General features: G+C 63.4%; 25 protein-coding genes. 19 read left to right on the top strand and 6 right to left on the bottom strand.

Features of this window, described 5'->3' with window-relative positions; translation table 11 throughout:
* Position 1: 1 nt before the first annotated feature.
* Genes NKI41_RS23750 through NKI41_RS23740 form a run of 3 tightly spaced genes read right to left on the bottom strand, consistent with a single transcriptional unit; the run spans position 2 to position 4,186 of the window.
* Positions 2 to 1,492 carry an aldehyde dehydrogenase gene (locus NKI41_RS23750; protein WP_352685379.1) on the bottom strand — a complete coding sequence of 497 codons (1,491 nt, stop codon included), beginning with the start codon at positions 1,490 to 1,492 and terminating at the stop codon, positions 2 to 4.
* Entirely contained in the window at positions 1,489 to 2,682 is a 1,194-nt protein-coding gene (locus NKI41_RS23745; RefSeq protein WP_352685378.1) for a cytochrome P450, read from the bottom strand. Before NKI41_RS23745 ends, NKI41_RS23750 begins: the two co-directional genes overlap by 4 nt.
* A 58-nt stretch (positions 2,683 to 2,740) precedes the next feature.
* The gene (locus NKI41_RS23740; RefSeq protein WP_352685377.1) at positions 2,741 to 4,186 is read right to left on the bottom strand and encodes an APC family permease; all 1,446 of its coding nucleotides are present in this window, start codon (positions 4,184 to 4,186) and stop codon (positions 2,741 to 2,743) included.
* Between the two features lie 177 nt (positions 4,187 to 4,363).
* On the opposite strand from NKI41_RS23740, the gene NKI41_RS23735 reads away from it, so the two are divergent.
* The 4 genes from NKI41_RS23735 to NKI41_RS23720 are packed head-to-tail and all read left to right on the top strand — an operon-like array spanning position 4,364 to position 8,464.
* A complete protein-coding gene (locus NKI41_RS23735; protein WP_352685376.1) occupies positions 4,364 to 5,134 on the top strand; it encodes an IclR family transcriptional regulator in 771 nt (256 codons plus the stop codon).
* Positions 5,131 to 6,426, top strand: coding sequence for a Tm-1-like ATP-binding domain-containing protein (locus tag NKI41_RS23730; RefSeq protein ID WP_352685375.1), 1,296 nt, complete (start codon positions 5,131 to 5,133; stop codon positions 6,424 to 6,426). Before NKI41_RS23735 ends, NKI41_RS23730 begins: the two co-directional genes overlap by 4 nt.
* Entirely contained in the window at positions 6,423 to 7,085 is a 663-nt protein-coding gene (locus NKI41_RS23725; RefSeq protein ID WP_352685374.1) for an HAD family hydrolase, read from the top strand. Before NKI41_RS23730 ends, NKI41_RS23725 begins: the two co-directional genes overlap by 4 nt.
* 26 nt (positions 7,086 to 7,111) lie before the next feature.
* A complete protein-coding gene (locus NKI41_RS23720; protein WP_352503133.1) occupies positions 7,112 to 8,464 on the top strand; it encodes an aspartate aminotransferase family protein in 1,353 nt (450 codons plus the stop codon).
* Between the two features lie 13 nt (positions 8,465 to 8,477).
* Here the strand turns inward: NKI41_RS23720 and NKI41_RS23715 are convergent, their stop codons facing one another.
* Positions 8,478 to 9,347 (bottom strand): helix-turn-helix domain-containing protein, encoded by an 870-nt coding sequence (locus NKI41_RS23715; RefSeq protein WP_352469641.1) that lies wholly within the window; start codon positions 9,345 to 9,347, stop codon positions 8,478 to 8,480.
* Positions 9,348 to 9,438: 91 nt separating this feature from the next.
* Here NKI41_RS23715 and NKI41_RS23710 point away from each other — a divergent pair, with 91 nt between their 5' ends.
* Positions 9,439 to 10,983 (top strand): 4-hydroxyphenylacetate 3-hydroxylase N-terminal domain-containing protein, encoded by a 1,545-nt coding sequence (locus NKI41_RS23710; protein WP_352469821.1) that lies wholly within the window; start codon positions 9,439 to 9,441, stop codon positions 10,981 to 10,983.
* A 10-nt stretch (positions 10,984 to 10,993) separates the two neighbouring features.
* Positions 10,994 to 11,503 (top strand): flavin reductase, encoded by a 510-nt coding sequence (locus NKI41_RS23705; RefSeq protein WP_352469640.1) that lies wholly within the window; start codon positions 10,994 to 10,996, stop codon positions 11,501 to 11,503.
* Positions 11,504 to 11,509: 6 nt separating this feature from the next.
* On the opposite strand, the gene hpaR is transcribed toward NKI41_RS23705, so the two are convergent.
* Positions 11,510 to 11,920 (bottom strand): homoprotocatechuate degradation operon regulator HpaR, encoded by a 411-nt coding sequence (hpaR, locus tag NKI41_RS23700; protein ID WP_352685406.1) that lies wholly within the window; start codon positions 11,918 to 11,920, stop codon positions 11,510 to 11,512.
* 224 nt (positions 11,921 to 12,144) lie between these two features.
* On the opposite strand from hpaR, the gene NKI41_RS23695 reads away from it, so the two are divergent.
* Genes NKI41_RS23695 through hpaH form a run of 5 tightly spaced genes read left to right on the top strand, consistent with a single transcriptional unit; the run spans position 12,145 to position 16,763 of the window.
* Positions 12,145 to 12,531 (top strand): 5-carboxymethyl-2-hydroxymuconate Delta-isomerase, encoded by a 387-nt coding sequence (locus NKI41_RS23695; protein ID WP_352503132.1) that lies wholly within the window; start codon positions 12,145 to 12,147, stop codon positions 12,529 to 12,531.
* 14 nt (positions 12,532 to 12,545) lie between these two features.
* The gene (gene hpaE, locus NKI41_RS23690; protein WP_352539281.1) at positions 12,546 to 14,063 is read left to right on the top strand and encodes a 5-carboxymethyl-2-hydroxymuconate semialdehyde dehydrogenase; all 1,518 of its coding nucleotides are present in this window, start codon (positions 12,546 to 12,548) and stop codon (positions 14,061 to 14,063) included.
* A 15-nt stretch (positions 14,064 to 14,078) separates the two neighbouring features.
* A complete protein-coding gene (gene hpaD, locus NKI41_RS23685) occupies positions 14,079 to 15,059 on the top strand; it encodes a 3,4-dihydroxyphenylacetate 2,3-dioxygenase (protein ID WP_352469637.1) in 981 nt (326 codons plus the stop codon).
* 25 nt (positions 15,060 to 15,084) lie between these two features.
* Positions 15,085 to 15,960 (top strand): fumarylacetoacetate hydrolase family protein, encoded by an 876-nt coding sequence (locus tag NKI41_RS23680; RefSeq protein ID WP_352685373.1) that lies wholly within the window; start codon positions 15,085 to 15,087, stop codon positions 15,958 to 15,960.
* Positions 15,957 to 16,763, top strand: a complete 807-nt coding sequence (gene hpaH / locus NKI41_RS23675) for a 2-oxo-hept-4-ene-1,7-dioate hydratase (protein ID WP_352539282.1) — start codon at positions 15,957 to 15,959, stop codon at positions 16,761 to 16,763. Before NKI41_RS23680 ends, hpaH begins: the two co-directional genes overlap by 4 nt.
* 357 nt (positions 16,764 to 17,120) lie before the next feature.
* Here the strand turns inward: hpaH and NKI41_RS23670 are convergent, their stop codons facing one another.
* A complete protein-coding gene (locus NKI41_RS23670) occupies positions 17,121 to 17,654 on the bottom strand; it encodes an ABC transporter permease (protein WP_352685372.1) in 534 nt (177 codons plus the stop codon).
* On the opposite strand from NKI41_RS23670, the gene NKI41_RS23665 reads away from it, so the two are divergent.
* From NKI41_RS23665 to NKI41_RS23630, 8 genes are all read left to right on the top strand, one after another.
* Positions 17,563 to 17,799, top strand: coding sequence for a hypothetical protein (locus NKI41_RS23665; RefSeq protein ID WP_352685408.1), 237 nt, complete (start codon positions 17,563 to 17,565; stop codon positions 17,797 to 17,799). The two genes, NKI41_RS23670 and NKI41_RS23665, sit on opposite strands and share 92 nt — an antisense overlap.
* 296 nt (positions 17,800 to 18,095) lie before the next feature.
* Complete coding sequence (locus tag NKI41_RS23660) at positions 18,096 to 18,410, top strand: helix-turn-helix domain-containing protein (RefSeq protein ID WP_023675522.1); 315 nt, start codon at positions 18,096 to 18,098, stop codon at positions 18,408 to 18,410.
* Complete coding sequence (gene hyfB / locus NKI41_RS23655; RefSeq protein WP_352685405.1) at positions 18,410 to 20,428, top strand: hydrogenase 4 subunit B; 2,019 nt, start codon at positions 18,410 to 18,412, stop codon at positions 20,426 to 20,428. Before NKI41_RS23660 ends, hyfB begins: the two co-directional genes overlap by 1 nt.
* Complete coding sequence (locus NKI41_RS23650) at positions 20,419 to 21,375, top strand: respiratory chain complex I subunit 1 family protein (RefSeq protein WP_023675520.1); 957 nt, start codon at positions 20,419 to 20,421, stop codon at positions 21,373 to 21,375. Before hyfB ends, NKI41_RS23650 begins: the two co-directional genes overlap by 10 nt.
* Positions 21,375 to 22,037, top strand: coding sequence for a hydrogenase-4 component E (locus tag NKI41_RS23645; protein WP_023675519.1), 663 nt, complete (start codon positions 21,375 to 21,377; stop codon positions 22,035 to 22,037). The genes NKI41_RS23650 and NKI41_RS23645 overlap by 1 nt, the downstream gene beginning before the upstream one ends.
* The gene (locus NKI41_RS23640; RefSeq protein ID WP_352685371.1) at positions 22,034 to 23,485 is read left to right on the top strand and encodes a hydrogenase 4 subunit F; all 1,452 of its coding nucleotides are present in this window, start codon (positions 22,034 to 22,036) and stop codon (positions 23,483 to 23,485) included. The genes NKI41_RS23645 and NKI41_RS23640 overlap by 4 nt, the downstream gene beginning before the upstream one ends.
* A gap of 18 nt (positions 23,486 to 23,503) precedes the next feature.
* Positions 23,504 to 25,021: a hydrogenase large subunit gene (locus tag NKI41_RS23635; RefSeq protein WP_352685370.1), complete on the top strand. Its 1,518-nt coding sequence runs from the start codon at positions 23,504 to 23,506 to the stop codon at positions 25,019 to 25,021.
* A gap of 12 nt (positions 25,022 to 25,033) precedes the next feature.
* Positions 25,034 to 25,573 (top strand): NADH-quinone oxidoreductase subunit B family protein, encoded by a 540-nt coding sequence (locus NKI41_RS23630; protein ID WP_352685369.1) that lies wholly within the window; start codon positions 25,034 to 25,036, stop codon positions 25,571 to 25,573.
* The last annotated feature ends 278 nt before the right edge of the window (positions 25,574 to 25,851 follow it).

Below are 25,851 nucleotides of genomic sequence, written 5' to 3'. Positions count from 1 at the left end.
GTCAGCCGAGAGAAATCCAGGCTGTTTTGAGATCGGTGTATTTGTCCAGCGCATGCATCGACTTGTCGCGACCGAAGCCGGACTGCTTGACGCCGCCGAGCGGCACGGTGATGTCGGCGCCGCCATAGGTGTTGACGTGGACGACGCCGGCATTGATGTTGCGCACCATGCGATGCGCCGTGGAGAGGTTGGCGGTCCACACCGCCGAGGCAAGGCCATAGACCGTCGAATTGGCAAGCCGCACCGCCTCTTCCTCGGTCTCGAAGCGCATCACGCCGAGCACCGGCCCAAACACCTCCTCGCGGGCGAGTTGCATCTCTTGCGTCACGTTCTCGAAGATCGTCGGCGCCATGTAGCTGCCGCCGGTTTCGGCCAGGATCCGTCCGCCGCCGGTGACCAGACGGGCGCCTTCAGCTGTCGCCCGTTCGACGAAGCCGAGATTCTTGTCCAGCTGCTCGGCGCTTGATACCGCACCGACGTCGCTCGTCAGATTGAGCGGATCGCCGACCTTCAGCCGCGTGGTCGCTGCGAGGAGCTCGTCCATGAAGCGGTCATAGATTGACGCCTGGACGAGCAGGCGCGAGCCGGCAACGCAGACTTGGCCGGAATTGCGAAAAATGCCGTTGGCCGAGACGACTGCGGCCTGTTTCAGGTCCGGGGCGTCGGCAAAGACGATGTTGGGCGACTTGCCGCCGAGTTCGAGGAAGACGCGCTTCAGATTGGAACACGCCGAATATTCAAGCAGATGCCGGCCGACCGGCCCCGAGCCGGTGAAGGCTATGGCGTCGACATCCATGTGCAGGCCGAGCGCCTCGCCGGCAACCGCGCCACGGCCGGTAACGACGTTAAACACACCGGCGGGAAGCCCGGCTTCGGCAGCGAGCTCAGCCAGCCGCAGAAGCGTCAGCGAAGCGACCTCGGGCGGCTTGACGACGATGGAATTGCCGGCAGCCAGCGCCGGCGCGATCTTCCAGGCGCCGATCATCAATGGGAAATTCCAGGGTACGATGACGCCGACAACGCCGAGCGGCTCCTTGTGGATCAGCCCGAGCACATTCTCGGCCGTCGGCGCGATCTCGCCATAGACCTTGTCGATAGCCTCCGCGTAGTAGCGGATGGTGCCCGCGGCCGATAACGGCTCGGCCTTGTAGGCCATGCCGATCTCGGTGCCGTTGTCGCGGACGCCAAGCACCGCCAGTTCATCGACATGCTTTTCGACCAGCTCGGCTAACTTCGTCAGAATCTTCTTGCGGAAGGCGGGGGCGGCGCGCGACCACGAGCCCTTCTCAAACGCCTTGCGCGCCGACGCCACGGCGCGATCGACATCGACGGCGTTGCCGTCGGCGATGCTGGCGAACGGGCGGCCATCGATCGGCGAGATCACGGGCAGCGTGGCGCCACTTGCACCTGCGGTCTGCGCACCATCGATGAAGAGGTTTCGCACGCCGACCTCGGCCTTGCGCAGCATATCGATGGTGTTCTGGTTGATCATTGGGTACCGGCTCCGAAGGCGACATGCAGGGTGGTTGGCGCGCGAAATTCCCAGCCCCGGAACACCGGTTCCTTGCCTGGCACCAGCCGCAGATCCGGAAACCGTTCCAGCAGAAGCCTTACCGCGAGGCACATCTGCTCGCGCGCAAAAAACCGACCCGAACAGAAGTGATGGCCAAAGCCGAAGGCAGCGTGGTTGCCTTCATCACGAAGGATGTCGAAACGGTCGGGATCGGAGAACCGGATTTCGTCGCGGCTGGCCGAGGAGACGAGCGCGGCGACTGGCGCGCCCGCCGGGATGGTCACGCCGCCGAGCTCGACCGCGCGCGTCGTCTGGCGCGTCTGCGTGCCGATCGGCGCGACCCATCGCAGACCCTCGTCGACCGCCTTCGGCACCAAGGTTTCCAGATCGTCCAGCACCTGCCGCATCTGCTCGGGATGCGAAAGCAGGCCGGCAAGTATGGAGCCGGCGCCATGGCCGGGCTCCTGCATGCCGCCGAGCAGGATGACCTTGATGCTCGGCATCACGAAGTCGATGGCGCGGGTCGCACCCTGCGGCATGCCGTCATGCAGTATGTGCGACAGGGCGGAGTCGTCAGGCGCGTGGACAAGCCTCTCCAGCGTCGGCAGGATGGCGGCGCCAACCTCGGCGCTGATCGCATCGGCGATTTCCTGGCGCTTCGGATCGTTCTCGAAATTGATGGCGCCCTGGGCAAGGCCATAGAACCAGCGCCGCAAGGTCGGCATGTCGATGTCGGCCAGCCCGAGCGAGCGCGCCAGGCTGAGCGTCGACACCGGCTCGAAATACTCGGCCATCAGTTCCGCCGCACCCTGCTCGGCGATCCGGTCGAGATAGGCTCCGGCGATCGAGCGCACGAGATCCCCGGCATAGGAAGCGACGGTGCGCGGCCGGTATTTCGGGTCGACGCCCTGGCGCAGATCCTTGTGGACGTCTCCGTCGGTGGTCAGGATGGTCGGCTTGCCGAAGGAGCGTTCGACCGGGGATGTCCCGACAACCGCGGAGAAGATGTCGGGCGACTTCGCGACCGTTTCGACATCCTTCCAGCGGGTGACGAACCAGAGGTTGACCGCCGGCACGAAAGCGACCGGCGCGTTGCGCCTCAGTTCAGCATAGATCGGATACGGATCGGCTTCCAGCGCCTCAACGGTGATGCTCTCGGCAAAGCTCAACGCCGCTACTCCCCTAGGGTGAAGAAGGGGGCGGCGTCATGCGCCGCCCCTCTTGATCTCAGTCCTTCAAAGGCTGTCCAAGCTCGGCGAAGGCCACCGGATCCCGGCTCTTCAACGCGCTCGCCAGCACAAGGCCAACCACGGCCGCGATCAGCACCAGCGCCGGCAGGAACACGCCGAGGAACCCGCCAGCACCGGACAGGCCGCCGAAATTGATGACGATCAGATAGATGATGATGACGAAGGCGATGAAGGTCAGCCCCGGCAGGATTGTGGTCTTCACCGCGTTCTCCTGACTGGACGGGTTGGCACGGAAGAACATCACGACGGCGAGCGAGGCCACCGCCATCATCACGATGACGCCGAGAGTGGCAACGTTGGTCAGCCACGAAAACAGCGCCAGCACCGGGTCAAGGCCAAGCACGGCGAAGAGCCCGACGACGACAGCGGCAAGCACGCTCTGGATGACCGAGGCGACATGCGGGCTCTGGTGCGTCGAATGGGTCACGCCGATGGTCCGCGGCAGGAGCTTCTCGCGGCCGGAAACATAGATGTAGCGGGCGACCGCATTGTGGAACGCCAGTACGCCGGCAAACAGGCTCGACACGAACAGGATGCTCATGGCGTGCGAGAGCATCGTTCCGGCGTAGCGGTCGGACAGGCCGAACAGGAACGTGGTCGGATCCTGAAGCCCCTGCAGCGCCGGCAGCAGCTTGTCAACGCCGGCACCGACCGCCATCAGCCATGCGGTGACCATGTAGAAGACGCCGATCAGGATGACGGAGAAATATGTCGCCCGCGGAATGGTGACCTTGGGGTCGCGCGCCTCCTCGGCATAGATCGTCGTTGCCTCGAAGCCGATGAACGCGGCAAAGCAGAACAGGATGGCGATCGCCGGCGCGCCGCTGGTGATCTGGCTCCAACTGAACGGCGCCGCTGACAGTCCACTATCGCCTCCGGTCTTGACGATCGCCATGTCGAGGATCAGCACCACGACGTATTCGGCAAGCACCAGAACGGTCAGGATCTTGGCCGACAGGTCGACCTGCCTGTAGCCGAGCACGGCGACGATGGCGATGGCGATGAAACTCCACGCCCACCAGGGCAAGTTGATGCCCCAGCCGGCGAACAGCCCGGCGGTCGCGGCACCGAGAAGGCCCATGACGCCGATCTGCATGGCATTGTAGGACAGGATTGCGATCAGCGCCGTGGCGCCGCCGGCGAGACCGCCGAGCCCGCGCGCCGCATACGCATAGAAGGCGCCTGCATTGCCGACATGGCGCGACATGGCGACATAGCCGACCGCGAACAACAGCAGCAGCAGCGTCACGATCAGATAGGTGCCGGCAAAGCCCGCGCCATTGCCCATCAGCATGCCGAGCGGCGTGCCGCCAGCCACAGCCGTCAGAGGCGCCGCTGCCGAGATCACCATGAAGGTGATGGCGCCAACGCCAAGGCTGTTCTTCCTCAGCCGGTTCGCTTCGCCGGCTTCAATTGTCGTCATCTTTCCCTCCAATTCCGCGCTGCGGAAGCCAAGTGTCCCTGAAATGTCGAGGCCCTGTTTCGGGCCGCCTTGTCGTTTCATTATTTGCAACGACATTTCGAATATAGACTTGCAAAGGAACCGGCTTCCTGTCAAGTTAATTCGCACGTTAAGTATCAGATGGAGGATCAGATACGCATGGGTACGGTGAGCAAGGCCATCACGCTGCTGGAAATGCTCGGTCGCGGCGAGCCCGAGACGGCGTTGGCTGACCTCGCCCGGCGCGCCGGCCATGACAAGGCAACAACGCGCCGGCTGCTGGTCTCCCTGATAGCGCATGGGCTGGTCGAGCAGGATGAAGCCACGCGTCTTTACCGGCTGGGCGCCGGTGTCGCGCGGCTGGCGCTGATGCGCGAAGCCCAGTTTCCCTTCCTGCGCATGGCGGTGCCGGTGGTCGAGGCGCTGGCGGCGGAAACCGATGAGACGGTGCACCTGTCGGAATATTCGAAGCGCGGCCTGATCACAGTCCATGTCGTCGAATCGACCAGGGCCAATCGCGTCAGCGTGCAACTCGGCGAGGTGCTGCCGATGCATGCGACGGCTTCTGGCATTGCGTTCCTGGCGTTCACGGAAGAGCGTATCCGAGACGCTGTTCTGGCCGGACCGCTGCCGGCCTTCACGCCCCACACAATAGGCGACGCGAAAACACTTGCCGAGCATGTCGCCGCCGCCCGCGCGCGCGGGCACTCGACCGGCTCGCAAGGCTTCGAGGAGGGCGTGCTCAGCGTCGCGGCGCCGATCCTCGGCGCCGACGGTTTTGCCATTGGCATCATCGCCGTCGCGGCGCCTAAGGTGCGGGTCCAGAAGGGCGAGATCGAGCGCTATGGCGCCAGTGTGGCGGCGGCTGCGCGCGTTATCAGCGAGCGGCTTTTCGGACGGCAGGGCCAGCCGGGCCTCAAGCGAGCATGACAACAAATACCCCTGCAAGGAGATTGACTGTGGAGGAGACACGCCGAATCCTGGTTATAGGCACCGGTGACACCAAGGCCGACGAATTGCTCTTCATGCGCGAGCGCATCGAGGCGGTCGGCGGTGTCGCCGTGATGATGGATGTGAGCGTGCTCGGCGATCCGCCCTACCAGCCGGCGCATGACAAGCATGCGGTGGCTCAAGCTGCCGACACGACCATCGAGGCGATCATCGCCAGCGGCGACGAGAATTCGGCGATGACGCTGATGGCGCTCGGCGCCTCGCGGCTTGCCCGCGCACTCTGCGACAAGGGCGAAATCCACGGTTTCATCGCGCTCGGTGGCTCGATGGGCACCGACCTTGCGCTTGACGTCGCGCTGGCGCTGCCGCTCGGCGTGCCGAAATTCGTCATCTCGACCATTGCCTATTCACATCTGCTGCCACCAGAACGGATCGCCACAGACCTGATGATGATCCTGTGGGCGGGCGGTCTCTATGGCCTCAACAGTGCCTGCAAGGCGGTGCTGTCGCAGGCCTGCGGAGCGGTGGTGGGTGCCGCGCGCGCCGTCGTTAAGCCGGACGCGACGCGGCCCAGGATAGGCATGAGTTCGCTGGGAAAAAGCTGCTTGCACTATATGGTGACGCTGAAGCCGGAGCTGGAGAAGCGCGGCTATGAAGTCATCGTCTTCCACACCACCGGCATGGGCGGCCGGGCGCTTGAGGCGATCGCCGCGCAACGCGGCTTCGTCGCGGTGATGGATTTCAGCCTTCAGGAACTCGCCAACCAGCTGACCGGCTCGGTGGTGAATTCGGGCTCCGACCGGCTGGAAAATGCTGGTCGGCAAGGCATCCCTCAGATCGTGGCACCTGGCGCCGTCGACATGGTGGATTTTCCGACCTGGCAAGCAGTGCCTGCCCGTTTCTTCGAACGGCCGTACCATGCGCACAACCGCCTGCTCGCCTCGGTGACATCAGACGGCGAAACCCGCAAGGAGATCGCGCGCGCCATCGGCGAGAAGCTCGCCGCCGCAACCGGGCCGACCGCCTTCATCCTGCCGGCAGGCGGCATCCAGCAATGGGACCAGGAGGGCGAGCCGCTGCACGAACCGGAGGCGCTGTCGGCCTTTGTCGAGGAGATGCGCTCGAGCGTGCCCGGCAATGCCGAGTTGCACGAGATATCAGGGCACATCAACGACGCCGCCTTCAGCGCCAAGGCACTGGAGATCTTCGACCGCTGGGTCGCCGAAGGCATTGTGCCGCTGGGCGCGCCGGAAGGAACTCAAGCTGCATGAGCGGGCCATCGCCAAAGGCGCTGGTGCTTGATTTCGGCGGCGTCGTCACCCGCACGCTGTTCGAAACGCACGCGTTGACCGAACGCGCATTGGACTTGACGCCCGGCATGCTCGGCTGGCGCGGGCCGTTCGATCCGGCATCCGACCCGCTGTGGCGTTCCATGCAAGCCGACGAGATCAGCGAGCGCGACTACTGGAAGACGCGCACGCGTGAAGTCGGCCGTCTCGTCGGCGAGGACTGGGACGACATGTCGACTTTCGTGCAGCGGGCGCGCGGCGCCGACCCGCAAGCGGTGGTGCGGCCAGAGGCGGAACGAGCGATCCGTGCGGCGCATGAAGCTGGCATCCGGCTCGCCATCCTCTCCAACGAGCTCGACTTGTTCTACGGCAACAGCTTTCGCGAGCGCCTGCCGCTGCTGTCGCTGTTCGAGACCATCATCGACGCCACCTACACGCACATCCTGAAACCCGATCCGCGCGCTTATGCGATGGTGAGCGAAGCACTGCACTTGCCGCCCGCGGCTTGCGTCTTCGTCGACGACCAGAAGCGTAACGTCGACGGCGCGGTCGCCGCCGGCATGCTGGCCGTGCATTTCGACGTCGCCCAACCGGGGCAAGGCTATGCAGAGGCGCTCGGCCATTTCGGCGTTGCGGCCTAAGAATTCAAGAAACGGAGTTCCCACCGATGCGCGACATCAACTTCCTCACCGAGAACAACGCCAAGCCGATCTGGCATCCGATGGCGCATCCGGCCGAGATGCGCGCGACGCCGCCAAAGATCATCATGAAGGGCGAAGGCGTCTCGGTCACCGATGCCGAAGGCCGCACCGTCCTCGATGCAGTCGGGGGCCTGTGGAACGTCAACCTCGGCTACAGCTGCGATCCGATCAAGAAGGCGATCGCAGCACAACTCGACGCCCTGCCCTATTATTCCGGCTTTCGCGGCACCTCGACCGGACCGTCGATCGAGCTTGCCTATGAGCTGTGCGACTGGTTCGCTCCCGAGGGCATGGTACGGACCTTCTTCACCTCCGGCGGCTCGGACTCGGTCGAGACGGCACTGCGGCTGTCGCGGCAATACTGGAAGATCAGGGGCCAGGGCGACCGGACGAAGTTCCTGGCGCTGAAGAAGGGCTATCACGGAACGCATTTCGGCGGCGCCTCGGTCAACGGCAATGCCAATTTCCGGCGCAACTACGAGCCGCTTTTGCCCGGCGTCTTCCATACACCGGCGCCATGGACCTACCGCAATCCGTTCGACGAGACCGATCCGGCGAAGCTGGCGAAACTCTGCGCGCGGGCGATCGAAGACGAGATCGCCTTCCAGGGCGCCGACACGATCGCCGCCTTCATCATGGAGCCGGTGCTCGGCGCCGGCGGTGTGATCGTTCCGCATGAGAGCTTCATGCCGATGGTGCGGGCGATCTGCGACCGTCACGACATCCTGCTCATCGCCGACGAGGTGGTGACCGGCTTCGGTCGCACCGGCGCCTGGTCGGGCTCGCGGCTCTCCGGAGTGAAGCCGGATTTCATGACCATCGCCAAGGCGATCACCTCAGGCTACTTCCCGCTCGGCGCCACGCTGATCAGCGCCAAGGTTGCCGACGTCTTCGAGGCCGACAAGACCAGCTTCGGCTCGATCGGGCACGGCTACACCTATTCCGGCCATCCGGTCGGCTGCGCGGCGGGGCTGGCCACACTCGCCGAGACCAAGCGGCTTGCCGTCAACGAGAATGCGGCGGCGCGGGGTGTCGAGCTCGGCAAGGCGCTGGAGGCGCTGAAGGCGAAGCACGCTTTGGTCGGCGATGTGCGCTACCAAGGGCTGATGGCGGCGCTCGAACTGGTTTCCGACCGTGCCGCCAAGAAGCCGGCCGACAAGAAGACGATGAATGCCGCCGCAGAGGCCGCCTACAAGGCCGGCGTCATGCTGCGCGTCTCCGGCAACACCATCATCCTGTCGCCGCCGCTGGTGATCTCGTCCGCCGATGTGGCAAAGATCGCCGAGGCTCTCGACGCCGGACTGACGGCAGCCGCCTGAGCGACGGTGACGCTCAGTCCTGACCGAGCCGCAGGCGTCGCCACGCCGCCGGCGAGAGGCCGACGGCGGCGCGGAAGAAGCGCGAGAAATAAGCCGGGTCGTTGAACCCGGTCTCATAGGCGATGTCCTCGACCGGGCGCACAGTGAACAGCAGCAGGCGCTTGGCCTCGACCAGCCGCCGCTCACCAACCGCCTGGCGTACGCCCGCGCCGAGCACCTGCCGCGCTGCCTTGTCGAGCAGATGGCGCGTGGTGCCGAGCGCGGCGGCATAGCGCTCGACCGGCCAGTCGTCGCGAAAGTGTCGGTCGATCAGACGCCGCAGCCGGCCGCCCAGCGCCACCGTCGCCGGCACCGCGACAGCATGCGACTGCGCATCGAGGCGGGCGATGCCCGACAATGCCACGGCGATCAGCGGCGGCAGGATTTTCTCCATACCGGGCAACCTGTCGGCATATTCCGCTTGGATCATCGTAACCGTATCACCCAACCTTTCCCAGAGGGCCGTTTCACCGCGTCCGGTGACGAAGACCGGCTGGTCGAGCGGCAGCGCGGACTGCTCAGCGATCGCCGCAAGGGCAGCATCGGCGACCGAGACAACGATGGCGTCGGCGCCCGTCTCGATGCTGAATCCGTGGACCACGCCGCTCGGCATGAAGCTCACCGTCGGCGCTGAAAAACTCCAGGTCTCGTCTTCGATCCGATAAATGCCGCTGCCGCCGGTCCAGAAGGTGATCTGCGCCATTTGCGGGTGCTTGTGCGCGAGAACCTGGCCGCGATGCACGGAGGCACGCGCAAGAACAGTCTCGACATGCAGGAATCCGACGTCGAGCGCACGCGCCGGTTCGCCGTAGACGAAGAATTCGGGAATGGCAGTCTGGCTCATCACGGCGAAAAAATCCAAGTGGTTCTATACTTTCGTCCATAAACCTTTGTCACGACGATCGCTACAGTTGACGCGTTAAAGGAGGATCATGATGCGATCGGAAGATTTCCGGGCCGACACGAAACGGCCGTTTACCGGTGCCGAATATTTGCAGAGCCTGCGCGACGGGCGCGAGGTCTATATCAATGGCGAGCGGATTGCCGACGTCACCACCCATCCGGCGATGCGCAACTCGGCGCGCTCGCTGGCCCGCCTCTACAATGCCTTGCACGATCCGGCGCGGCAGGCGGTGCTGACCTCGCCGACCGACACCGGTTCTGGCGGCTACACGCACAAATATTTCCGCGTCGCCCATTCCGCCGCGGATCTCGCCGCACAGCAGACCGCCATCGCCGACTGGTCGCGCATGTCCTACGGCTGGATGGGGCGCACGCCCGATTACAAGGCAGCACTTATGAACACGCTCGGCGCCAATGCCGAGTGGTACGGCCCGTTCAGGGACAATGCACTCGCCTGGCACAAACGCGCCCAGGAAGCGGCCCTGTTCATGAACCATGCCATCGTCAACCCGCCGATCGACCGCCACAAGCCGGCCGAGCAGGTGAAGGACGTGTTCGTGCACATCACGAAGGAGAACGACGCCGGCATCTGGGTGTCCGGCGCCAAGGTGGTGGCGACGTCGTCAGCGCTCACCCATTACAATTTCCTGGCGCAGAGCTCGGCGACGGTCACCGAGGACCCGTCATTGTCGGTGATGTTCATCGTGCCTATGAACGCGCCGGGGATAAAGATGTTCTGCCGCGTCTCTTACGAGCAGACGGCCAACACGGTCGGCCATCCCTTCGACTATCCGCTGTCGTCTCGTTTCGACGAGAACGATGCGATCCTGGTGCTGGACAATGTCTTCATCCCCTGGGAGGACGTGCTGGTGCTGCGCGATGCGCAGAAGATCCTCTCCTTCCACCCGGCGTCGGGCTTCATGCACGGCTATTGTTTTCAGGGCTGCACGCGCTTCGCCGTCAAGCTCGACTTCCTCGCAGGCCTGCTGGCGAAGGCGCTGCGCGCGACGGGCGGGGATGCCTTCCGCGGCAACCAGGCGGCGCTCGGCGAAGTAATTGCGCTGCGCCACATGTTCTGGAGCTTTTCCAACGCCATGGCGCACAAACCGATCCCATGGGCGAACGGCGCCGTGCTGCCCAATCTCGAGGCGGCGCTCGCCTATCGCACTTTCATGTCGGAGGCCTATCCGCGCGTTATCGATACGGTGCGCCGAGTCATCGCTTCGGGGCTGATCTACCTGCCGTCCTCGGCAAAGGATTTCGACAATCCGGAGATCGACAAGTACCTTGCCCAGTACGTGCGCGGCTCCAACGACATGGGCCATGTCGAACGCATCAAGATCATGAAGCTGCTGTGGGATGCGACCGGCACCGAGTTCGGCGGCCGCCACGCGCTCTATGAGCTCAACTATGCCGGTGCGCCGGAAGAGGTGCGGCTGCAGGTGCTGAAGGGCGCTGAGCGCGGCGGGCGCCTGAGGGCGATGGAGGAACTGGTCGACACCTGCATGGCCGACTACGACGAAATGGGCTGGACCGGCGACACCTGGCTGCCGCCGCTGCCGGCTGGCGCAAGCTGAGGTCCCGGCCATGGAGCCACAAGTTGCAAGGCTGGAGTTCCGTGAGGCGATGGCGCGGGTCTGTGCGCCGGTCAACATCGTCACGACTGATGGTCCGGCCGGCCGCGGCGGCTTCACTGCGACCGCCATGTGCAGCGTTTCCGACGATCCGCCGACGCTGCTTGTGTGCATGAACGAGCGCTCGGCGCAGACCGGCCTGTTCCTCGCCAACCAGCGTTTCTGCGTCAACGTGCTGACGCAGTTACACACCCATCTGGCGGCAAAGTTCGCCGGTACGATCCGCGACATGAGCGAGCGCTACAATGCGGCAAGATGGCAGACCATGCCGTCCGGCATGCCGGCGCTGCTCGACGCCATCGTCAGCTTCGATTGCGAGATCGGCGACGTGAACAAGGTTGGCACGCACAATGTGATGTTCGGCCGCGTCGTCGACATCCGCCACGGCAGCGACGAGGCGGCGCTGCTCTATGTCGGCCGCAACTACATGCAGCCGAGTGCACTCGGCAGTTTTGGCGGGTAGAGGCTGTCAAGTCTGGTTTTCGGATGATTCCGACTGGATCAGGTTTTCGAGCAGGTCGAGCAGGTGCTCATGCTGTTCGGCGCCGTAGCGCTGCTCGATCGCATCGTAGATGGCGATGCGCTCGGGCGACAAATCCTCGATCAGCGCCAGCCCGGCCGGGCTGATTGCGAGCAGCGCCCGGCGACCGTCATCCTTGACCTTGTTGCGGGTGATGAACTGCCGTTCCTCCATCGCCTTGATGATGCGGGTCAGGCTGGGCGGAAGGATCGAGGCGCGATGGGCAAGTTCGGTTGCCTCGAGCGGCCCGGCTTCGGCAAGCACACGCAGCACACGCCATTGCTGCTCTGTGATGTCGTGGCGGGCAAGCATCGGCCGGAAATGCGCCATGATCACTTCGCGGGCGCGAAGCAGAGCCATGGGCAGGGAGCGGCGGGTGCTGGGCGGTAGCAAGGTCAGGTCTCCAAAAAATTCCAATTCCGGTACGACTCGCACCACACAATGAGACTCGGATCGCAGCTATATCCGCGATTTCGCCGGGGGCGGCAATCCCACCATCGAGAGCTGTATCTGCATAGAGAACGACACTTGACATTCCGCCGTCAAGATGTAATTCACATGTTAATTACAAGGTGGAGGAAACCTTGCCACATATGGCGATCGAATATTCGGCGAATCTCGACGCCAAGGTCGACATCAGCGCGCTTTGCACGCTGGTCGCTCGCACCATCCTCGAAACCGGCCTGTTCGAACATGGCGCGGTGAGGGTACGCGCTTTTCGCGCCGAGGCATACGCGATCGCCGATCGCCTCCCGGAGAACGGGTTCATCGACATGAACTTCCGCATCGGCAAGGGCCGCAGCGCCGAGGAAAAGAAACGCACCGGCGAGGCGATCTTCACTACTGTTTCGGATCATCTCGCATCTCTGTTCACGACGCCGCATTTCGCGCTGTCGCTGGAGATCCGCGAGATCGATGCCGAACTAAGCTGGAAGAAGAATGCCATCCACCCGCGCCTGCGCGGCAAGTGACAGGAACCCATATCATGGCGGCATTGGACGACAATCTGAGAAAGGCCGAGGCCTATCTCGAGCGCTTCAGAAGCGCTGGCGTGCTCAACCAGATCGGCGGCGAAACCGTGCCGGCCGCCGACGGCTCGACATACGAGACGCTGTCGCCAATCGACCTGAAGCCGATCGCCAAGGTGGCACGCGGCAAGGCCGCCGACATCGACCGCGCCGCCAAGGCGGCGAAGGCTGCCTTCCGCGACTGGGCGGCGATATCAGGCGACGCCCGCAAGAAGCAGTTGCACAAAATAGCCGACGCCATCGTCGCGCGGGCCGAGGAAATCGCTTTCGTCGAATGCATGGACACCGGCCAGTCATTGAAGTTCATGGCCAAGGCAGCGCTGCGCGGCGCGGAGAACTTCCGCTTCTACGCCGACCGCGCGCCGGAGGCCCGCGACGGCCACACGATCCGCGCACCGAACCAGGTCAACATGACGACGCGCGTGCCGGTCGGCCCGGTCGGCGTGATCACGCCGTGGAACACACCTTTCATGCTGTCGACCTGGAAGATCGCGCCGGCGCTCGCCGCCGGCTGTACGATCGTCCACAAGCCAGCCGAGTTCTCGCCGCTGACCGCGCGGCTTTTGGTCGAGATCGCCGAGGAGGCCGGCCTGCCGAAGGGCGTGTGGAACCTCGTCAACGGCTTTGGCGAGGACGCCGGCAGAGCGCTGACCGAACACCCCGACATCAAGGCGATCGGCTTCGTCGGCGAAAGCCGCACCGGCTCGATGATCATGAAGCAGGGTGCCGACACGCTGAAGCGCGTGCATTTCGAACTCGGCGGCAAGAACCCGGTCATCGTCTTTGCCGATGCCGATCTGGAGCGGGCGGCCGACGCTGCCGTCTTCATGATCTATTCGCTGAACGGCGAGCGCTGCACCTCGTCCTCACGCCTGCTGGTCGAGGAAAGCATCTACGACAAGTTCACCGCGCTGGTGGCGGAGAAGGCCAAGCGCATCAGGATAGGCCATCCGCTCGACCCCGAAACCGTGGTTGGCCCACTGATCCATCCGGTGCATGAGGAAAAGGTGCTGTCCTATATCGAGATCGGCAAGTCGGAAGGCGCTGTCGTCGCCGCCGGCGGCGGCAAGTTCGCCGGTCCGGGCGGCGGCTGCTATGTCAGCCCGACGCTGTTCGTCGGCGCCACCAACAAGATGCGCATCGCCCAGGAAGAGATATTCGGACCCGTGCTGACCGCCATCTCGTTCAAGGACGAGGCCGAGGCGCTGGCGCTGGCCAACGACACGCAATACGGCCTGACCGGCTATCTCTGGACCTCGGACGTCACCCGCGCCTTCCGCTTCACCGACGCGCTCGACGCCGGCATGATCTGGGTCAATTCGGAGAATGTGCGCCACCTGCCGACGCCGTTCGGCGGCGCCAAGAACTCAGGCATCGGCCGCGACGGCGGCGACTGGTCGTTCGATTTCTACATGGAAACCAAGAACATCGCGTTCGCCACGGCGCCGCATTCCATCCAGAAGCTCGGCGGCTGACCGGAGACCCCAACGATGCCCTTGCCCACACCCAATCTCTACCCGGCATTCAACATCGTGCGGCTCAGCCACGTCGAGCTGGCTGTTACGGACCTCGGTAAGTCGCGCGCGTTCTATGTCGACACGCTCGGCCTGCAGGTGACCGACGAGACCAAGGACGCCATCTATCTGCGCGCCATGGAAGAGCGCGGCCACCATTGCATCGTGCTCAGGAAAGGTGCCGCGCCGGAAGCCCGCGACCTCGGCTTCAAGCTGTTTTCCGACGACGATCTCGACAAGGCCGAGCACTTCTTCAAAGCCAGGGGTCTGCCTGTGAAATGGGTCGAGCGGCCCTACCAGTCGCGTACCTTCCGCACCCGCGACCCGCACGGCATTCCGCTCGAATTCTATTCCAGAATGGAGCGGCTGCCGCCGATCCATCAGAAGTATGCGCTGTACAAAGGCGTCAAGCCGCTGCGCATCGACCACTTCAACTGCTTCTCGCCCAATGTCGATGAATCGGTGGCGTTCTACAACGAGCTCGGCTTCCGCGTGACCGAGTACACGGAGGATGCCGCGACCGGAAGACTTTGGGCGGCATGGACGCACCGCAAGGGCGGCGTCCACGACATCGCCTTCACCAATGGCATCGGCCCACGTCTGCACCACGTCGCCTTCTGGGTGCCGACGCCGCTCAACATCATCGATCTGCTCGACCTGATGGCGACCACCGGCTGGCTGCCGAACATCGAGCGCGGTCCCGGCCGGCACGGCATTTCCAACGCCTTCTTCCTCTATATCCGTGATCCCGACAATCACCGCATCGAGATCTATTGTTCGGACTACCAGACGGTAGATCCCGACCTAGAGCCGATCAAATGGGACCTCAAGGACCCGCAGCGCCAGACGCTGTGGGGCGCACCGGCGCCGAAGAGCTGGTTCGAGGAAGGCAGCACCTTTGCCGGCGTCGAGCCGCGCAAGTCCGATCTGGCGGCCTCGCCGATCGTCGCGCCGTGACGTCGGCTAACTGCAGGGGAAACAAATGAGCGCGGCACGTCTCGCCACCTTCACCGTTGGCGGCAAAACGCGCTACGGCGCAATCACCGACAAGGGCGTCGTCGACCTGTCGGCGCGACACGCACAGTGGCCGAGTTTGCGCGAGGTGATAGAGGCCGGCGCACTGCGACGGCTGACGGAAGAGGCGGACGCTTTCGCCGCCGATTTCCCGCTCGACGCCATCGCCTACGAGATACCCGTCCCCTCGCCCGAAAAGATCATCTGCGTCGGCGTCAACTATCCGGACCGCAACGAGGAGTACAAGGACGGACAGGCCGCACCCTCGAACCCGTCGCTGTTCATCCGCTTCCCGCGCTCCTTCGTCGGCCATGGCACGCCCCTCGTGCGGCCGTCGGAATCGCCGCAGCTCGATTATGAGGGCGAGATCGTCATCGTCATCGGCAAGGGCGGCCGCAGGATCGCCGAGGCGGATGCGCTGGGCCATATCGCAGCACTTTCGCTCTGCAACGAAGGGACCATCCGCGACTGGGTGCGGCATGCCAAGTTCAACGTCACGCAGGGCAAGAACTTCGACCGGACCGGCTCTATCGGCCCCTGGCTTGTGCCGTTCACCGACGAGGCACAGATCGCTGACATCGCGCTGACCACGCGCGTCAATGGCGAGGTTCGCCAGCAGGACCGCACCGGCCGCATGATCTTTTCCTTCCGCAAGATCATCAACTACATCTCGACCTTCACCACGCTGGCGCCGGGCGACGTCATCGTCACCGGCACGCCGACCGGCGCTGGCGCCCGGTTCGACCCGCCAATCTGGCTGAAGCCGGGCGACGTGATCGAGGTCGAGGCCGACGGCATTGGCATGCTCAGCAACGGCGTCGTCGACGAAGGGACCGGCCGATGATGACGCCGGAACAGGTCGAAGACGCGGCCGCGAGGCTGTTCGAGGCCGAGCGCGACCGCCGCCAGATCAGGCTGCTCAGCCTTGATTTCCCCGGGGCGACGATGGATGACGCCTATCTCGTCCAGGCGGCGCTGGTGAAACGAAAAGTGGCCTCGGGCCTGACGATCAAAGGCTGGAAGATCGGCCTGACCTCCAAGGCGATGCAGTCGGCGCTCGCCATCGACATTCCGGATTCCGGTGTGCTGTTCGACGACATGTTCTTCGATGACGGCGGCACCGTTCCAGCCGGCCGCTTCATCCAGCCGCGCATCGAGGCCGAGATCGCCTTCGTAATGAAGGCGTCGCTGGCCGGTCCGGACGTGTCGATCGACGACGTGCTCGACGCCACCGACTACATCACGCCGGCGCTGGAGATCCTCGACACCCGTATCGAGCGCGTCAACAAGGAGAGCGGCAGGATACGGACCTTCTTCGACACCATCTCCGACAATGCCGCCAATGCCGGCGTCGTCGTCGGCGGCCGTCGTGCCGGACCGCGCGAGGCCGACCTGCGCTGGATCGGCGCCATCCTGTCGCGCAATGGCGAGGTCGAAGAGACCGGGCTCGGCGCCGGGGTGCTCGATCATCCGGCGAAGGGCATCGCCTGGCTGGCCAACCGGCTGCATCAGTACGGCATGCAGATATCCGCCGGACAGGCCGTGCTGTCGGGCTCGTTCATCCGGCCCGTGGAGTGTCGCCACAGTGACACTATCGCTGCCGATTTCGGACCCTATGGAGCGATCCGCATCACCTTTGCCCGCTAGCGGCAATTCCTCCATAGCCCGCTGACCCGACTTGCCGGCGGCGTGCTGAAACAGAACCCGGAAGAGCCCGAAAGGGTGTCGGCACTCCTTGCCAGCCTTCAAAGTATCGGCGCCGAAATCCGGGTGCCGCGCGAACAACCGTTCGATGCCATCGCTTTGCTGGACGATCAGGATTAACTCGACTTCCATCGCTGGCCGCGTTCCTGAAAGGCTTTATTACGCGATAGACCACGATCCGCTGACGCGCTTTTGCGCTCCTGTTTCAATCCGAGCCGCTGTCCCGAGCCGCTGTGCAGTTTTGGGCAACATGCGTTTGATCGACAAACCCGTGGCCAGAAGCCGTCGGGACGGCCGGCGCTATCGATTCGAGCGGCCGAGCGCTGTGGACGCAATCAGCAAAACGATCGAGGCGGCGATCAGCACTGTGGCAGCAGCCGCGATGGTCGGCGTCAGCGTGTCGCGCGCGATGGTGAACATCTCGCGCGGCAAGGTGCGTTGTCCGGGACCGGCGAGGAACATCGTCACCACGACTTCGTCGAGCGAGGTGGCGAAGGCAAACAGCGCGCCCGACGCGATGCCCGGCAGAATGACCGGAAGCGTGACTTTGCGGAAGGTGAGGAAGGGTGGCGCCCCCATGCTGGCGGCCGCCCAGAGCAGCCGCCTGTCGAGACCGGTGAGAACGGCCGAGACGGTCACCACGACGAAGGGAACGGCGAGCGAGGTATGGCCGAGGATGAGGCCGGGAAGGGTCGCGGTCAGGCCGGCCATCGAGAAGACGAAATACATGCCGACGCCGACGATGACCACCGGCGCGATCATCGGCACCAGCAGCAAGGCGGAGATCGTGCGCCGACCTGGCAGATTAGGCGCCGCGAGGCCGAGCGCGGCCATGGTGCCTAGCGGCGTCGCCAGCACATTCGCGAAGGCGCTGTTCCTGGATTTCGGCAGCTATCTGTTTTGGCCGATCCTGAAGCACGAACACGATGAGACCGGCCCAACGGCAAAAGCAAGCGAACTCAGCCATACCCACTCTTAACGTAGAGTGAGGTCGAAGAGATAGCCGACGCGCCCGCGGCGGCTCCAATCGAGTGGCCGGCCGAGATAAGGGCCCATTGCCAGCCCCATCACGCGCAAATCCAAGATGGCTGGCGACAAGACTGGCCGTGACGGGAATGGCCGCATGGCTTTGGTTCGAGGCAGGGCGTATCGCCCGGTTTTCTACAGCCTCAAGACAGATGCGTCACGCATCACTAATTGAATGCGCCGCATTTTAATATATGCTGCAAGACGTAGAGATAATATCTCAAAGCTGATCAAAAGGGGGATGCGACCGTGATAACTGCTCCACAGTTGCGTGCCGCGAGGGCGCTCCTTGGCATCGACCAGCGCAGGCTTGCCGAATTGTCCGGTCTTTCCGTGCCGACAATTCAACGCATGGAAGCCAGCGAGTCGATTATTCGGGGTAACGTCGATTCTCTCATGAAGCTGATCGGGGCACTTGACCTCGCCGGTGTGGAATTGATCGCTGAAGGCGCCTCCAGCCAAATCGGTGGGCGCGGCGTGCGACTGAAAGCGGATTTTGACCCCGCCAAAATCCTTGGCGGGGTCGATACGGATGCCAAACTCCCCGTGAGGAGCGTGGCGTGATTTCGGGGGCCGTGGTCCTCCTGTGGGGCGTCGCTGCGCTCCTGGGGACTGCGGTGCTTGCGATTGCGGAAAGCCGCAGATCCGACTCGGGAACACGCCTGATCTACGGCTTGACGCTAGGTATATCAGCGGCCGTGCTCATGGTTCTCGCGAGCCGCATCGCCGACAATCCCGTCACCCCGTCGACTGTGGTGTTGCCTCTTGGATTGCCATGGATTGGCGCTCATTTCCGTTTGGATGCGCTGTCGACTTTCTTCCTCATCGTCGTCAACTTCGGCGGCTCCATGGCCAGTCTTTATGGCCTCGGCTACGGCAGGCATGAGTCTGCGCCGCATCGGGTGCTGCCGTTCTTCCCGGCTTTCCTAGCCGGAATGAACCTTGTCGTGGTGGCCGACGACGCCTTCACTTTCCTGCTTTCCTGGGAATTCATGTCGCTCGCCTCCTGGGCGCTCGTCATGGCGCACCATCGCAAGCAGGACAATGCGCGGGCGGGCTACATCTATCTCGTGATGGCGAGCTTCGGCACACTCGCGCTGCTGCTTGCGTTCGGCCTGCTCGCCGGATCCGATGGAACCTACACATTCGACGCGATGCGAGCCGCCGATCCCACCCCGTTCGCCGCTGCTTTCGTCCTGGTTCTCATGCTGCTGGGCGCCGGCTCCAAGGCCGGACTCGTCCCGCTGCACGTCTGGCTGCCACTCGCCCATCCGGCCGCGCCAAGCCACGTCTCGGCTCTCATGAGCGGCGTGATGACCAAGGTCGCAGTCTATGGCTTCATACGCGTTATTTTCGATCTGCTCGGTGAGCCGGCATGGTGGTCGGGCGTTGCCGTGCTTTTCCTTGGCGGGCTGACGGCGGTTCTCGGCATCCTCTACGCGCTGATGGAAAAGGACCTGAAGCGACTGCTTGCCTATAGCACCATTGAAAACATCGGCGTCATCTTCGTAAGCCTTGGTCTCGCGCTCGCTTTCAAGGCGAACGCCATGCCATCGGCTGCAGCGCTGGCGCTCACCGCCGCGCTGTTCCACGTCCTCAACCATTCCTTTTTCAAGAGCCTGCTGTTTTTCGGCGCGGGCGCCGTGCTGACGGCAACCGGAGAGCGGGATATGGAGAAGCTGGGCGGTCTCATCCACCGCATGCCCTTTACAAGTTTTGCCTTTCTCGTCGGTTGCGTCGCGATCTCGGCACTTCCACCCTTCAACGGCTTCGTCTCCGAATGGCTGGCCTTTCAGGCCATATTGCAGAGCCCCGATCTGCCACAATGGGGACTGAAGGTCATGGTGCCCGCCGTTGGCGGTCTGCTGGCGCTGTCAGCGGCACTGGCCGCGGCCTGCTTTGTAAAGGCGTTCGGGATTGCATTCCTCGGCCGGCCACGCTCGGCCGCGGTGGAACTGGCGCATGAGGTCGACCGCTACTCGCTGGCGGCAATGTTCATTCTCGCTGCCCTTTGTCTCCTGGCCGGCATTCTGCCCGGTCTTGTGATAGACGGCCTCTCATCGGTGACACTGCCACTGATCGGCAGTCGGATGCCTGTGCAGGTGGCCCAGCCCTGGCTGTCTATCGTGCCGATTGCAGCGAGCCGCAGTTCCTACAACGGCCTGTTGGTGTTCCTGTTCATCGCCTTTTCCGCATCCGCTGCGGCATATGTGATCCATCGCTTTGCATCACATGCACTCCGTCGGGGTCCCGCCTGGGGTTGTGGCTTCCCGGATGTGGTCCCGAGCTCGCAGTACACGGCCGTCAGCTTCGCGCAGCCTATCCGCCGCGTCTTCGGCACGTTCGTATTCCGTGCAAGGGAAACCGTCGAAATGCCGGCACCTGGCGAGACCGGTCCGGCTCGTCTGAATGTCGAAATGCATGATGTGATCTGGGAGACGCTGTACCTGCCTATCGGCCGGGCCCTCGACTTTGCGACCGACCACCTCAACCATCTGCAGTTCCTGACGATCAGGCGCTACCTGACCCTCGTCTTTCTCTTTCTCATTGTCCTGCTCCTGGTGCTCGCACTATGGCCGTGATTCTCGAGTTGGCCGTTCAAGGCGCGCAGATGGCGCTGGTGCTTTTGCTGGCGCCGCTCCTGACCGGATTCGTGCGCAAGGTGAAGGCACGGCTCTTGCGCCGCCAGGGTCCTTCCCTGATCCAACCTTACCGCGATCTCTTGCGGCTGATGCGCAAGGAAGTCGTTCTGGCGGACAACGCATCCTGGCTGTTTCGCGTGACGCCCTATCTGATCTTTGCCACCACCTGGGTCGGCGCGGCGCTCATCCCGACATTCGCCGCCGGCCTCACATTCAGTTGGACCGCCGATCTCATAGCCATTGTCGCACTGCTGGGAAGCGCCCGGTTCTTCCTGGCGCTGGCAGGCATGGACGTCGGCACGAGCTTCGGCGGCATCGGCTCGAGCCGCGAGGTGATGATCGCTTCGCTGGCCGAACCCGCCATGCTGCTCATCGTGTTCAGCCTGGCGCTCGTCGCGGGTGCTACGCAACTCTCAACGGTCGCCGCCTTCATGGGGTCACCGGAGGTTGGCTTGCGGGTGTCGCTCGGGATGTCGCTCATCGCCCTCGTGATGGTGGCGATCGCCGAAAACGCCCGCATACCCGTGGACAACCCATCGACCCATCTGGAACTCACCATGGTTCATGAGGCGATGGTGCTGGAATATTCCGGTCGCCATCTGGCGATGATCGAGTTTGCCGCCTTCCTCAAGCTTCTGCTCTATGTGTCGCTGATTTCCTGCGTCTTCCTACCTTGGGGACTGGCGAGCGCCGGTGCAGGACTGGAATCCCTTGCTCCGGGTGTCGTCGCCTATGTCGGCAAGCTTGCCGTCTGTGGCGTTCTCCTCGCCGTGTTTGAGACTGCCATCGCCAAGATGCGCGTCTTCCGCGTCCCGGATTTCCTCGGGGCAGCGCTGATGCTGGCCCTGCTCGGCACGCTCCTGCTGTTCGTCTCACGGAGCCTCTGATGAACGGCCTCACCTTCGACATCGCTCACCTGCTCGCCGGCGGCCTGGTGCTGGTCAGTTTCATGATGCTGTATCAGGATCGCCTCTTTGCTCTGATCAACGTTTTTGCGCTTCATGCAATCGTGCTGGCCCTGTCCGTAGCTTGGCAGGCATACATTCAGGACGCGCATCATCTCTACGTCACGGCGGCAATCGCCCTCGTCTTCAAGGCGATCGTCATTCCTGTCGGGCTTCATCGCATCATTCAGCGGCTCGGCATCCATCGTGACGTCGAGACCGCCGTCGGCATCGGTACGACGATGCTTGCGGGGATAGGCCTGGTGACCCTGTCCATGGTCCTGATGCTGCGCGTCACTCCCGAGGCTGATCCCCTCGCCCGCGAGGACCTGGCTTTCGCGCTGTCCATCATTTTGCTGGGGCTGCTGGTGATGGTCACCCGCCGCAACGCCGTCAGCCAAGTTGTCGGATTCATGTCGCTCGAGAACGGTCTGGTCCTCGCCGCCACGGGGGCCAAGGGCATGCCTCTGGTCGTCGAGATCAGTGTCGCCTTCTCGATCCTTATCGCCTTCATCGTCATCGGAGTCTTCCTGTTCCGCATCCGCGAGAGGTTCGACTCGGTGGATGTCGGCGCGCTCGACGACTACAGGGGAGAACACCGTTGACCGCGTTTTCCCTTGATGCGGTGGCCGCCATTTTGCTGATACCGGTCTTCGCGGCCGCACTTCTGGCGGCGCTGCCGAAATACCGGATATCGGCGGGCGTCAATGTCGCTGCGAGCTTGCTGACCTTGCTCGCCGCACTGTCGCTTCTTGTCACCGACCGCCCGCAGCCTGGGCAGTATCTGCTCGTCGACGATCTCAATATCGTCTTCATCGTGCTCAACACATTCGTCGGCTTCACCACCAGCGTCTTCAGCGCTTCCTACATTGCCCACGAACTGGAGACCGGGCGGCTGACAGTCCCGAACTTGCGGTTTTATCACGCAATGTACCAGGTCATGATGTTCGGCATGAACCTGGCGTTCGTGTCCAACAATATTGGCTTGATGTGGGTGGCGGTGGAGCTTGCCACGCTGACCACCGTGCTCATGGTCGGCATCTACCGCACGCACGAAGCGCTGGAGGCAGCCTGGAAATATTTCATTCTGGGCAGCGTCGGCATCGCGCTCGCACTGTTCGGCACCATCCTCGTCTACATGGCTGCACAGCCGGTTGTTGGCGAGGGGACGAATGCGATGGTCTGGACGGTGCTCATCGCTCACGCCGCGCGCTTCGATCCGGCTCTGCTCAATGTCGCCTTCATCTTTCTGCTGCTCGGCTACGGGACGAAGGTCGGCCTTGCGCCCTTACATGCCTGGCTGCCAGACGCGCATGCTGAGGGTCCAACGCCGATTTCCGCAGTGCTGTCGGGCTTGCTGTTAAACGTCGCACTCTATGCCGTGCTGCGCTTCAAGCTATTGCTCGCGGCAAGCCCGGAAGCGATCGCACCTGGGCCATTGATGATCACGATGGGACTGACGTCGCTTGTCTTCGCGGCCTTCATGCTCTACCGCCGCCGCGACATCAAACGCCTGTTCGCGTACTCCTCGATCGAGCACATGGGCATCATCGTGTTCGCCTTCGGCATAGGAGGCCCGCTCGCCAATTTTGCCGGGCTGCTGCACATGGTCATGCACAGCCTGACCAAGTCGGCGATCTTTTTCACGGTCGGCCACATTGCCCAGGTCAAGGGGACACAGAACATCGCCGAAATCCGGGGACTGACGGAAACACATCCTGCCCTTGGCTGGGCGCTCGTCATCGGCGTCGTTGCCATTGCCGGCCTCCCTCCGCTCGGTATCTTCATGAGCGAATTCCTGGTCGTGAGTTCGACATTTGCAAGACACCCTCTTTTGGCGATGCCCTTGGTTTTCGGGATTCTGCTCGCTTTCGGCGCCCTGCTGCTTCGACTGACCGGCGTCGCTTTCGGCGAACCGCGCGGCAGCACTGCACCCGCCGAGGCGTCCTACATTCCGATGTATTCCCACTTGGCGTTGGTGTTTGCCGCCGGCATCTATCTGCCGCCACCGCTGGTCACATGGTTCCAGCACGTCGCAAGTATCCTGGGGTGAGCAGAGGAGAGAAAGAGCATGCCCGCGCTGATCGACCTCATCCTTGCTGGCCAACGTGTCGAAAATCATTTCCCGTGGTCGCGCGCCGTGGTGACTCCGAAAAAATGGGGCTTTGCCGTCGAGCAACTGGCCGAGGGCCACTGGAGCTTGCTCGGCCTATGGGGTGAGCCAGGCGCCGTCCACATGGCACTTCTCGATGAAAGCGCCGGGGACATCGGCGTCGTCAGCCTGGAATGCCCCAGTGGCCGCTACCCATCGGTCGGCCGGCTGCATCCGCCCGCATTGCGGCTCGAACGTGCGGCTGCTGACCTGTTCGGGCTCCTGCCACAAGGCGCGCCTGATATGAGACGGTGGCTTGATCATGGCCACTGGGGTGTCAGCTATCCGTTGAGTACCCGCGTCCGGACGTCTGCTGCGACTGCCTTCCCGTACAGTTTCCTGCCTGCCGAGGGGGAGAGCCTGCATCAGATCCCAGTCGGGCCCGTGCATGCCGGCATCATCGAGCCGGGCCATTTCCGGTTCACGGCGAGCGGTGAAACGGTCGTCCGGCTGGAGCAGCGCCTCGGATACGCGCACAAGGGTATAGAAGGCCTGATGGCGGGGTCCGACATCGACCGTGCAGCCAAATTGGCGGGCAGAACCTCTGGCGACAGTACCGTGGCATACTCCCTCGCTTTTGCCCGCGCGGTCGAGGCGGCGCTGGGTGTCCAGGTTCCCCCACGCGCGGTCTGGCTGCGAGCGCTCATGGCCGAGTTGGAGCGCCTGGCCAATCATCTGGGCGACATCGGCGCTATCTGCAATGATGCCGCCTTCGCGCTCATGCATGCCCAGTGTGGGGTGCTGCGTGAGCGCGTATTGCGGGCAAGCGATGCTGCCTTCGGTCACCGTTTGATGCGCGACTGCATCGTGCCCGGAGGCGTGGCAAGCTTCCTGAGCGATGAGGGCACGACAGCGCTCAGGTCCCTGATCGCAGAGGTCAGGCAGCGGTTTCCCGCGCTGGTCGAGCTCTACGACAACACGGCGTCGCTGCAGGATCGGACTGTCGCAACTGGCCGGCTGAAGGTGGAACTCGCTCGTCAATATCGCGCCGGAGGCTACGTTGGCCGGGCCTCCGGTCGGGACTTCGATGCCCGACGCAATCTCGCTTATCCACCCTATGGCGAACTCGCCTTCGATGTACCTCTCCTCCAGGAAGGCGATGTGAACGCCCGTGTATGGATTCGTATCCACGAGGTCGAACAGAGCCTGTCCCTGATCGAACAAGTCCTGCGACAACTGCCAGACGGACCGATCCGCGTCGATTTCGCGCAGACAAACCGATCGCATGAAGGCATGGCGCTCGTCGAAGGTTTTCGCGGCGACATTCTGGCCTGGCTGCGCATTGGCAAGGGCGGCTTGGTCGAGCGCTGTCACCTCCGTGATCCGTCATGGTTTCAGTGGCCGCTCCTTGAAGCGGCGATCGAAGGAAACATCGTTGCCGACTTTCCGCTGTGCAACAAATCGTTCAACTGCTCTTATTCGGGCCATGATCTCTGAAGGCACGCTGTCATGCGCAAGCTTCTTTTTGAAAGCCTGATACGCCCCCCTCTCACCGAGCGTCCGCCGTTGGCAAGCAGCGCGGCAGTCGACGAACTCGCACGCGCGCTCGATGGGGCTGCTCACAAACGATTGGGGCGAAGCCTGTCGATCCGGGCGGTCGATGCCGGTTCCTGCAACGGCTGCGAACTTGAGATGCACGCGCTGAACAACGCCTTCTATGACATCGAGCGTTTTGGGATCCGGTTCGTCGCATCACCGCGCCATGCCGATGTACTGCTCGTCACCGGGCCGGTCACAAAAAACATGCGCGAGGCATTGAAGCGGACCTACGACGCAACACCCAACCCAAAATGGGTGGTCGCGCTGGGAGATTGCGCAGGCAATGGCGGCTGTTTCTCCGGCAGCTATGCAGTGCTGCGCGGAGTGTCCGAGGCCCTGCCCGTCGATCTGCACATTCCAGGTTGTCCGCCGCCGCCAATCGAAATTCTGAAAGGCCTGCTCGCCTTGCTTGAGGGCGTGAATTCCAAGACTGGTACTGCCCGAAGGTGACTATGTAGAGGCTTTGCCGAGGTTGGCCTTGTCGCTGCATAGATCCAACCGATGAGTAGCCGGGAGTTTAAGGGCATCAGCCAACCTCTGTCCCAAAATTGGAAGGCGCTCGGCGGCGAGGACGGCTAAAACGCCTGCTTTTTTCGCCGGCAGCCCAGCGCTTTCGATCGAAGGGGAACCCGTTCCCTAGTCCGTCGACCGTGAACAATCCGGCCCCTAAGCGGCGACCGGCTTGGGCCGGAGTTGGAAGAGAGCGATCAAGAGGGACAAAAAACCCT

Origin of the sequence: Mesorhizobium sp. M0601 (assembly GCF_040320845.1) — a bacterium.
Lineage (GTDB): Bacteria > Pseudomonadota > Alphaproteobacteria > Rhizobiales > Rhizobiaceae > Mesorhizobium.
Note: the sequence above shows the minus strand (reverse complement) of the source record. Positions and strands in the feature narration are given on the sequence as shown.

Excerpts from the sequence above, each read along its gene's own strand:
- NKI41_RS23705 (WP_352469640.1), top strand. The coding sequence starts at position 10,994 with ATGGAGCCACAAGTTGCAAGGCTGGAGTTCCGTGAGGCGATGGCGCGG.
- NKI41_RS23665 (WP_352685408.1), top strand. The coding sequence starts at position 17,563 with ATGACCACCGGCGCGATCATCGGCACCAGCAGCAAGGCGGAGATCGTG.
- NKI41_RS23735 (WP_352685376.1), top strand. The coding sequence starts at position 4,364 with ATGGGTACGGTGAGCAAGGCCATCACGCTGCTGGAAATGCTCGGTCGC.
- NKI41_RS23635 (WP_352685370.1), top strand. The coding sequence starts at position 23,504 with ATGCCCGCGCTGATCGACCTCATCCTTGCTGGCCAACGTGTCGAAAAT.
- NKI41_RS23725 (WP_352685374.1), top strand. The coding sequence starts at position 6,423 with ATGAGCGGGCCATCGCCAAAGGCGCTGGTGCTTGATTTCGGCGGCGTC.
- NKI41_RS23630 (WP_352685369.1), top strand. The coding sequence starts at position 25,034 with ATGCGCAAGCTTCTTTTTGAAAGCCTGATACGCCCCCCTCTCACCGAG.
- NKI41_RS23730 (WP_352685375.1), top strand. The coding sequence starts at position 5,131 with ATGACAACAAATACCCCTGCAAGGAGATTGACTGTGGAGGAGACACGC.
- NKI41_RS23670 (WP_352685372.1), bottom strand. The coding sequence starts at position 17,654 with ATGGCCGCGCTCGGCCTCGCGGCGCCTAATCTGCCAGGTCGGCGCACG.
- hpaE (WP_352539281.1), top strand. The coding sequence starts at position 12,546 with ATGGCGGCATTGGACGACAATCTGAGAAAGGCCGAGGCCTATCTCGAG.
- NKI41_RS23740 (WP_352685377.1), bottom strand. The coding sequence starts at position 4,186 with ATGACGACAATTGAAGCCGGCGAAGCGAACCGGCTGAGGAAGAACAGC.
- NKI41_RS23645 (WP_023675519.1), top strand. The coding sequence starts at position 21,375 with ATGAACGGCCTCACCTTCGACATCGCTCACCTGCTCGCCGGCGGCCTG.
- NKI41_RS23710 (WP_352469821.1), top strand. The coding sequence starts at position 9,439 with ATGCGATCGGAAGATTTCCGGGCCGACACGAAACGGCCGTTTACCGGT.
- NKI41_RS23680 (WP_352685373.1), top strand. The coding sequence starts at position 15,085 with ATGAGCGCGGCACGTCTCGCCACCTTCACCGTTGGCGGCAAAACGCGC.
- hpaR (WP_352685406.1), bottom strand. The coding sequence starts at position 11,920 with ATGGCTCTGCTTCGCGCCCGCGAAGTGATCATGGCGCATTTCCGGCCG.
- NKI41_RS23750 (WP_352685379.1), bottom strand. The coding sequence starts at position 1,492 with ATGATCAACCAGAACACCATCGATATGCTGCGCAAGGCCGAGGTCGGC.
- NKI41_RS23720 (WP_352503133.1), top strand. The coding sequence starts at position 7,112 with ATGCGCGACATCAACTTCCTCACCGAGAACAACGCCAAGCCGATCTGG.
- hpaH (WP_352539282.1), top strand. The coding sequence starts at position 15,957 with ATGATGACGCCGGAACAGGTCGAAGACGCGGCCGCGAGGCTGTTCGAG.
- hpaD (WP_352469637.1), top strand. The coding sequence starts at position 14,079 with ATGCCCTTGCCCACACCCAATCTCTACCCGGCATTCAACATCGTGCGG.
- NKI41_RS23715 (WP_352469641.1), bottom strand. The coding sequence starts at position 9,347 with ATGAGCCAGACTGCCATTCCCGAATTCTTCGTCTACGGCGAACCGGCG.
- NKI41_RS23650 (WP_023675520.1), top strand. The coding sequence starts at position 20,419 with ATGGCCGTGATTCTCGAGTTGGCCGTTCAAGGCGCGCAGATGGCGCTG.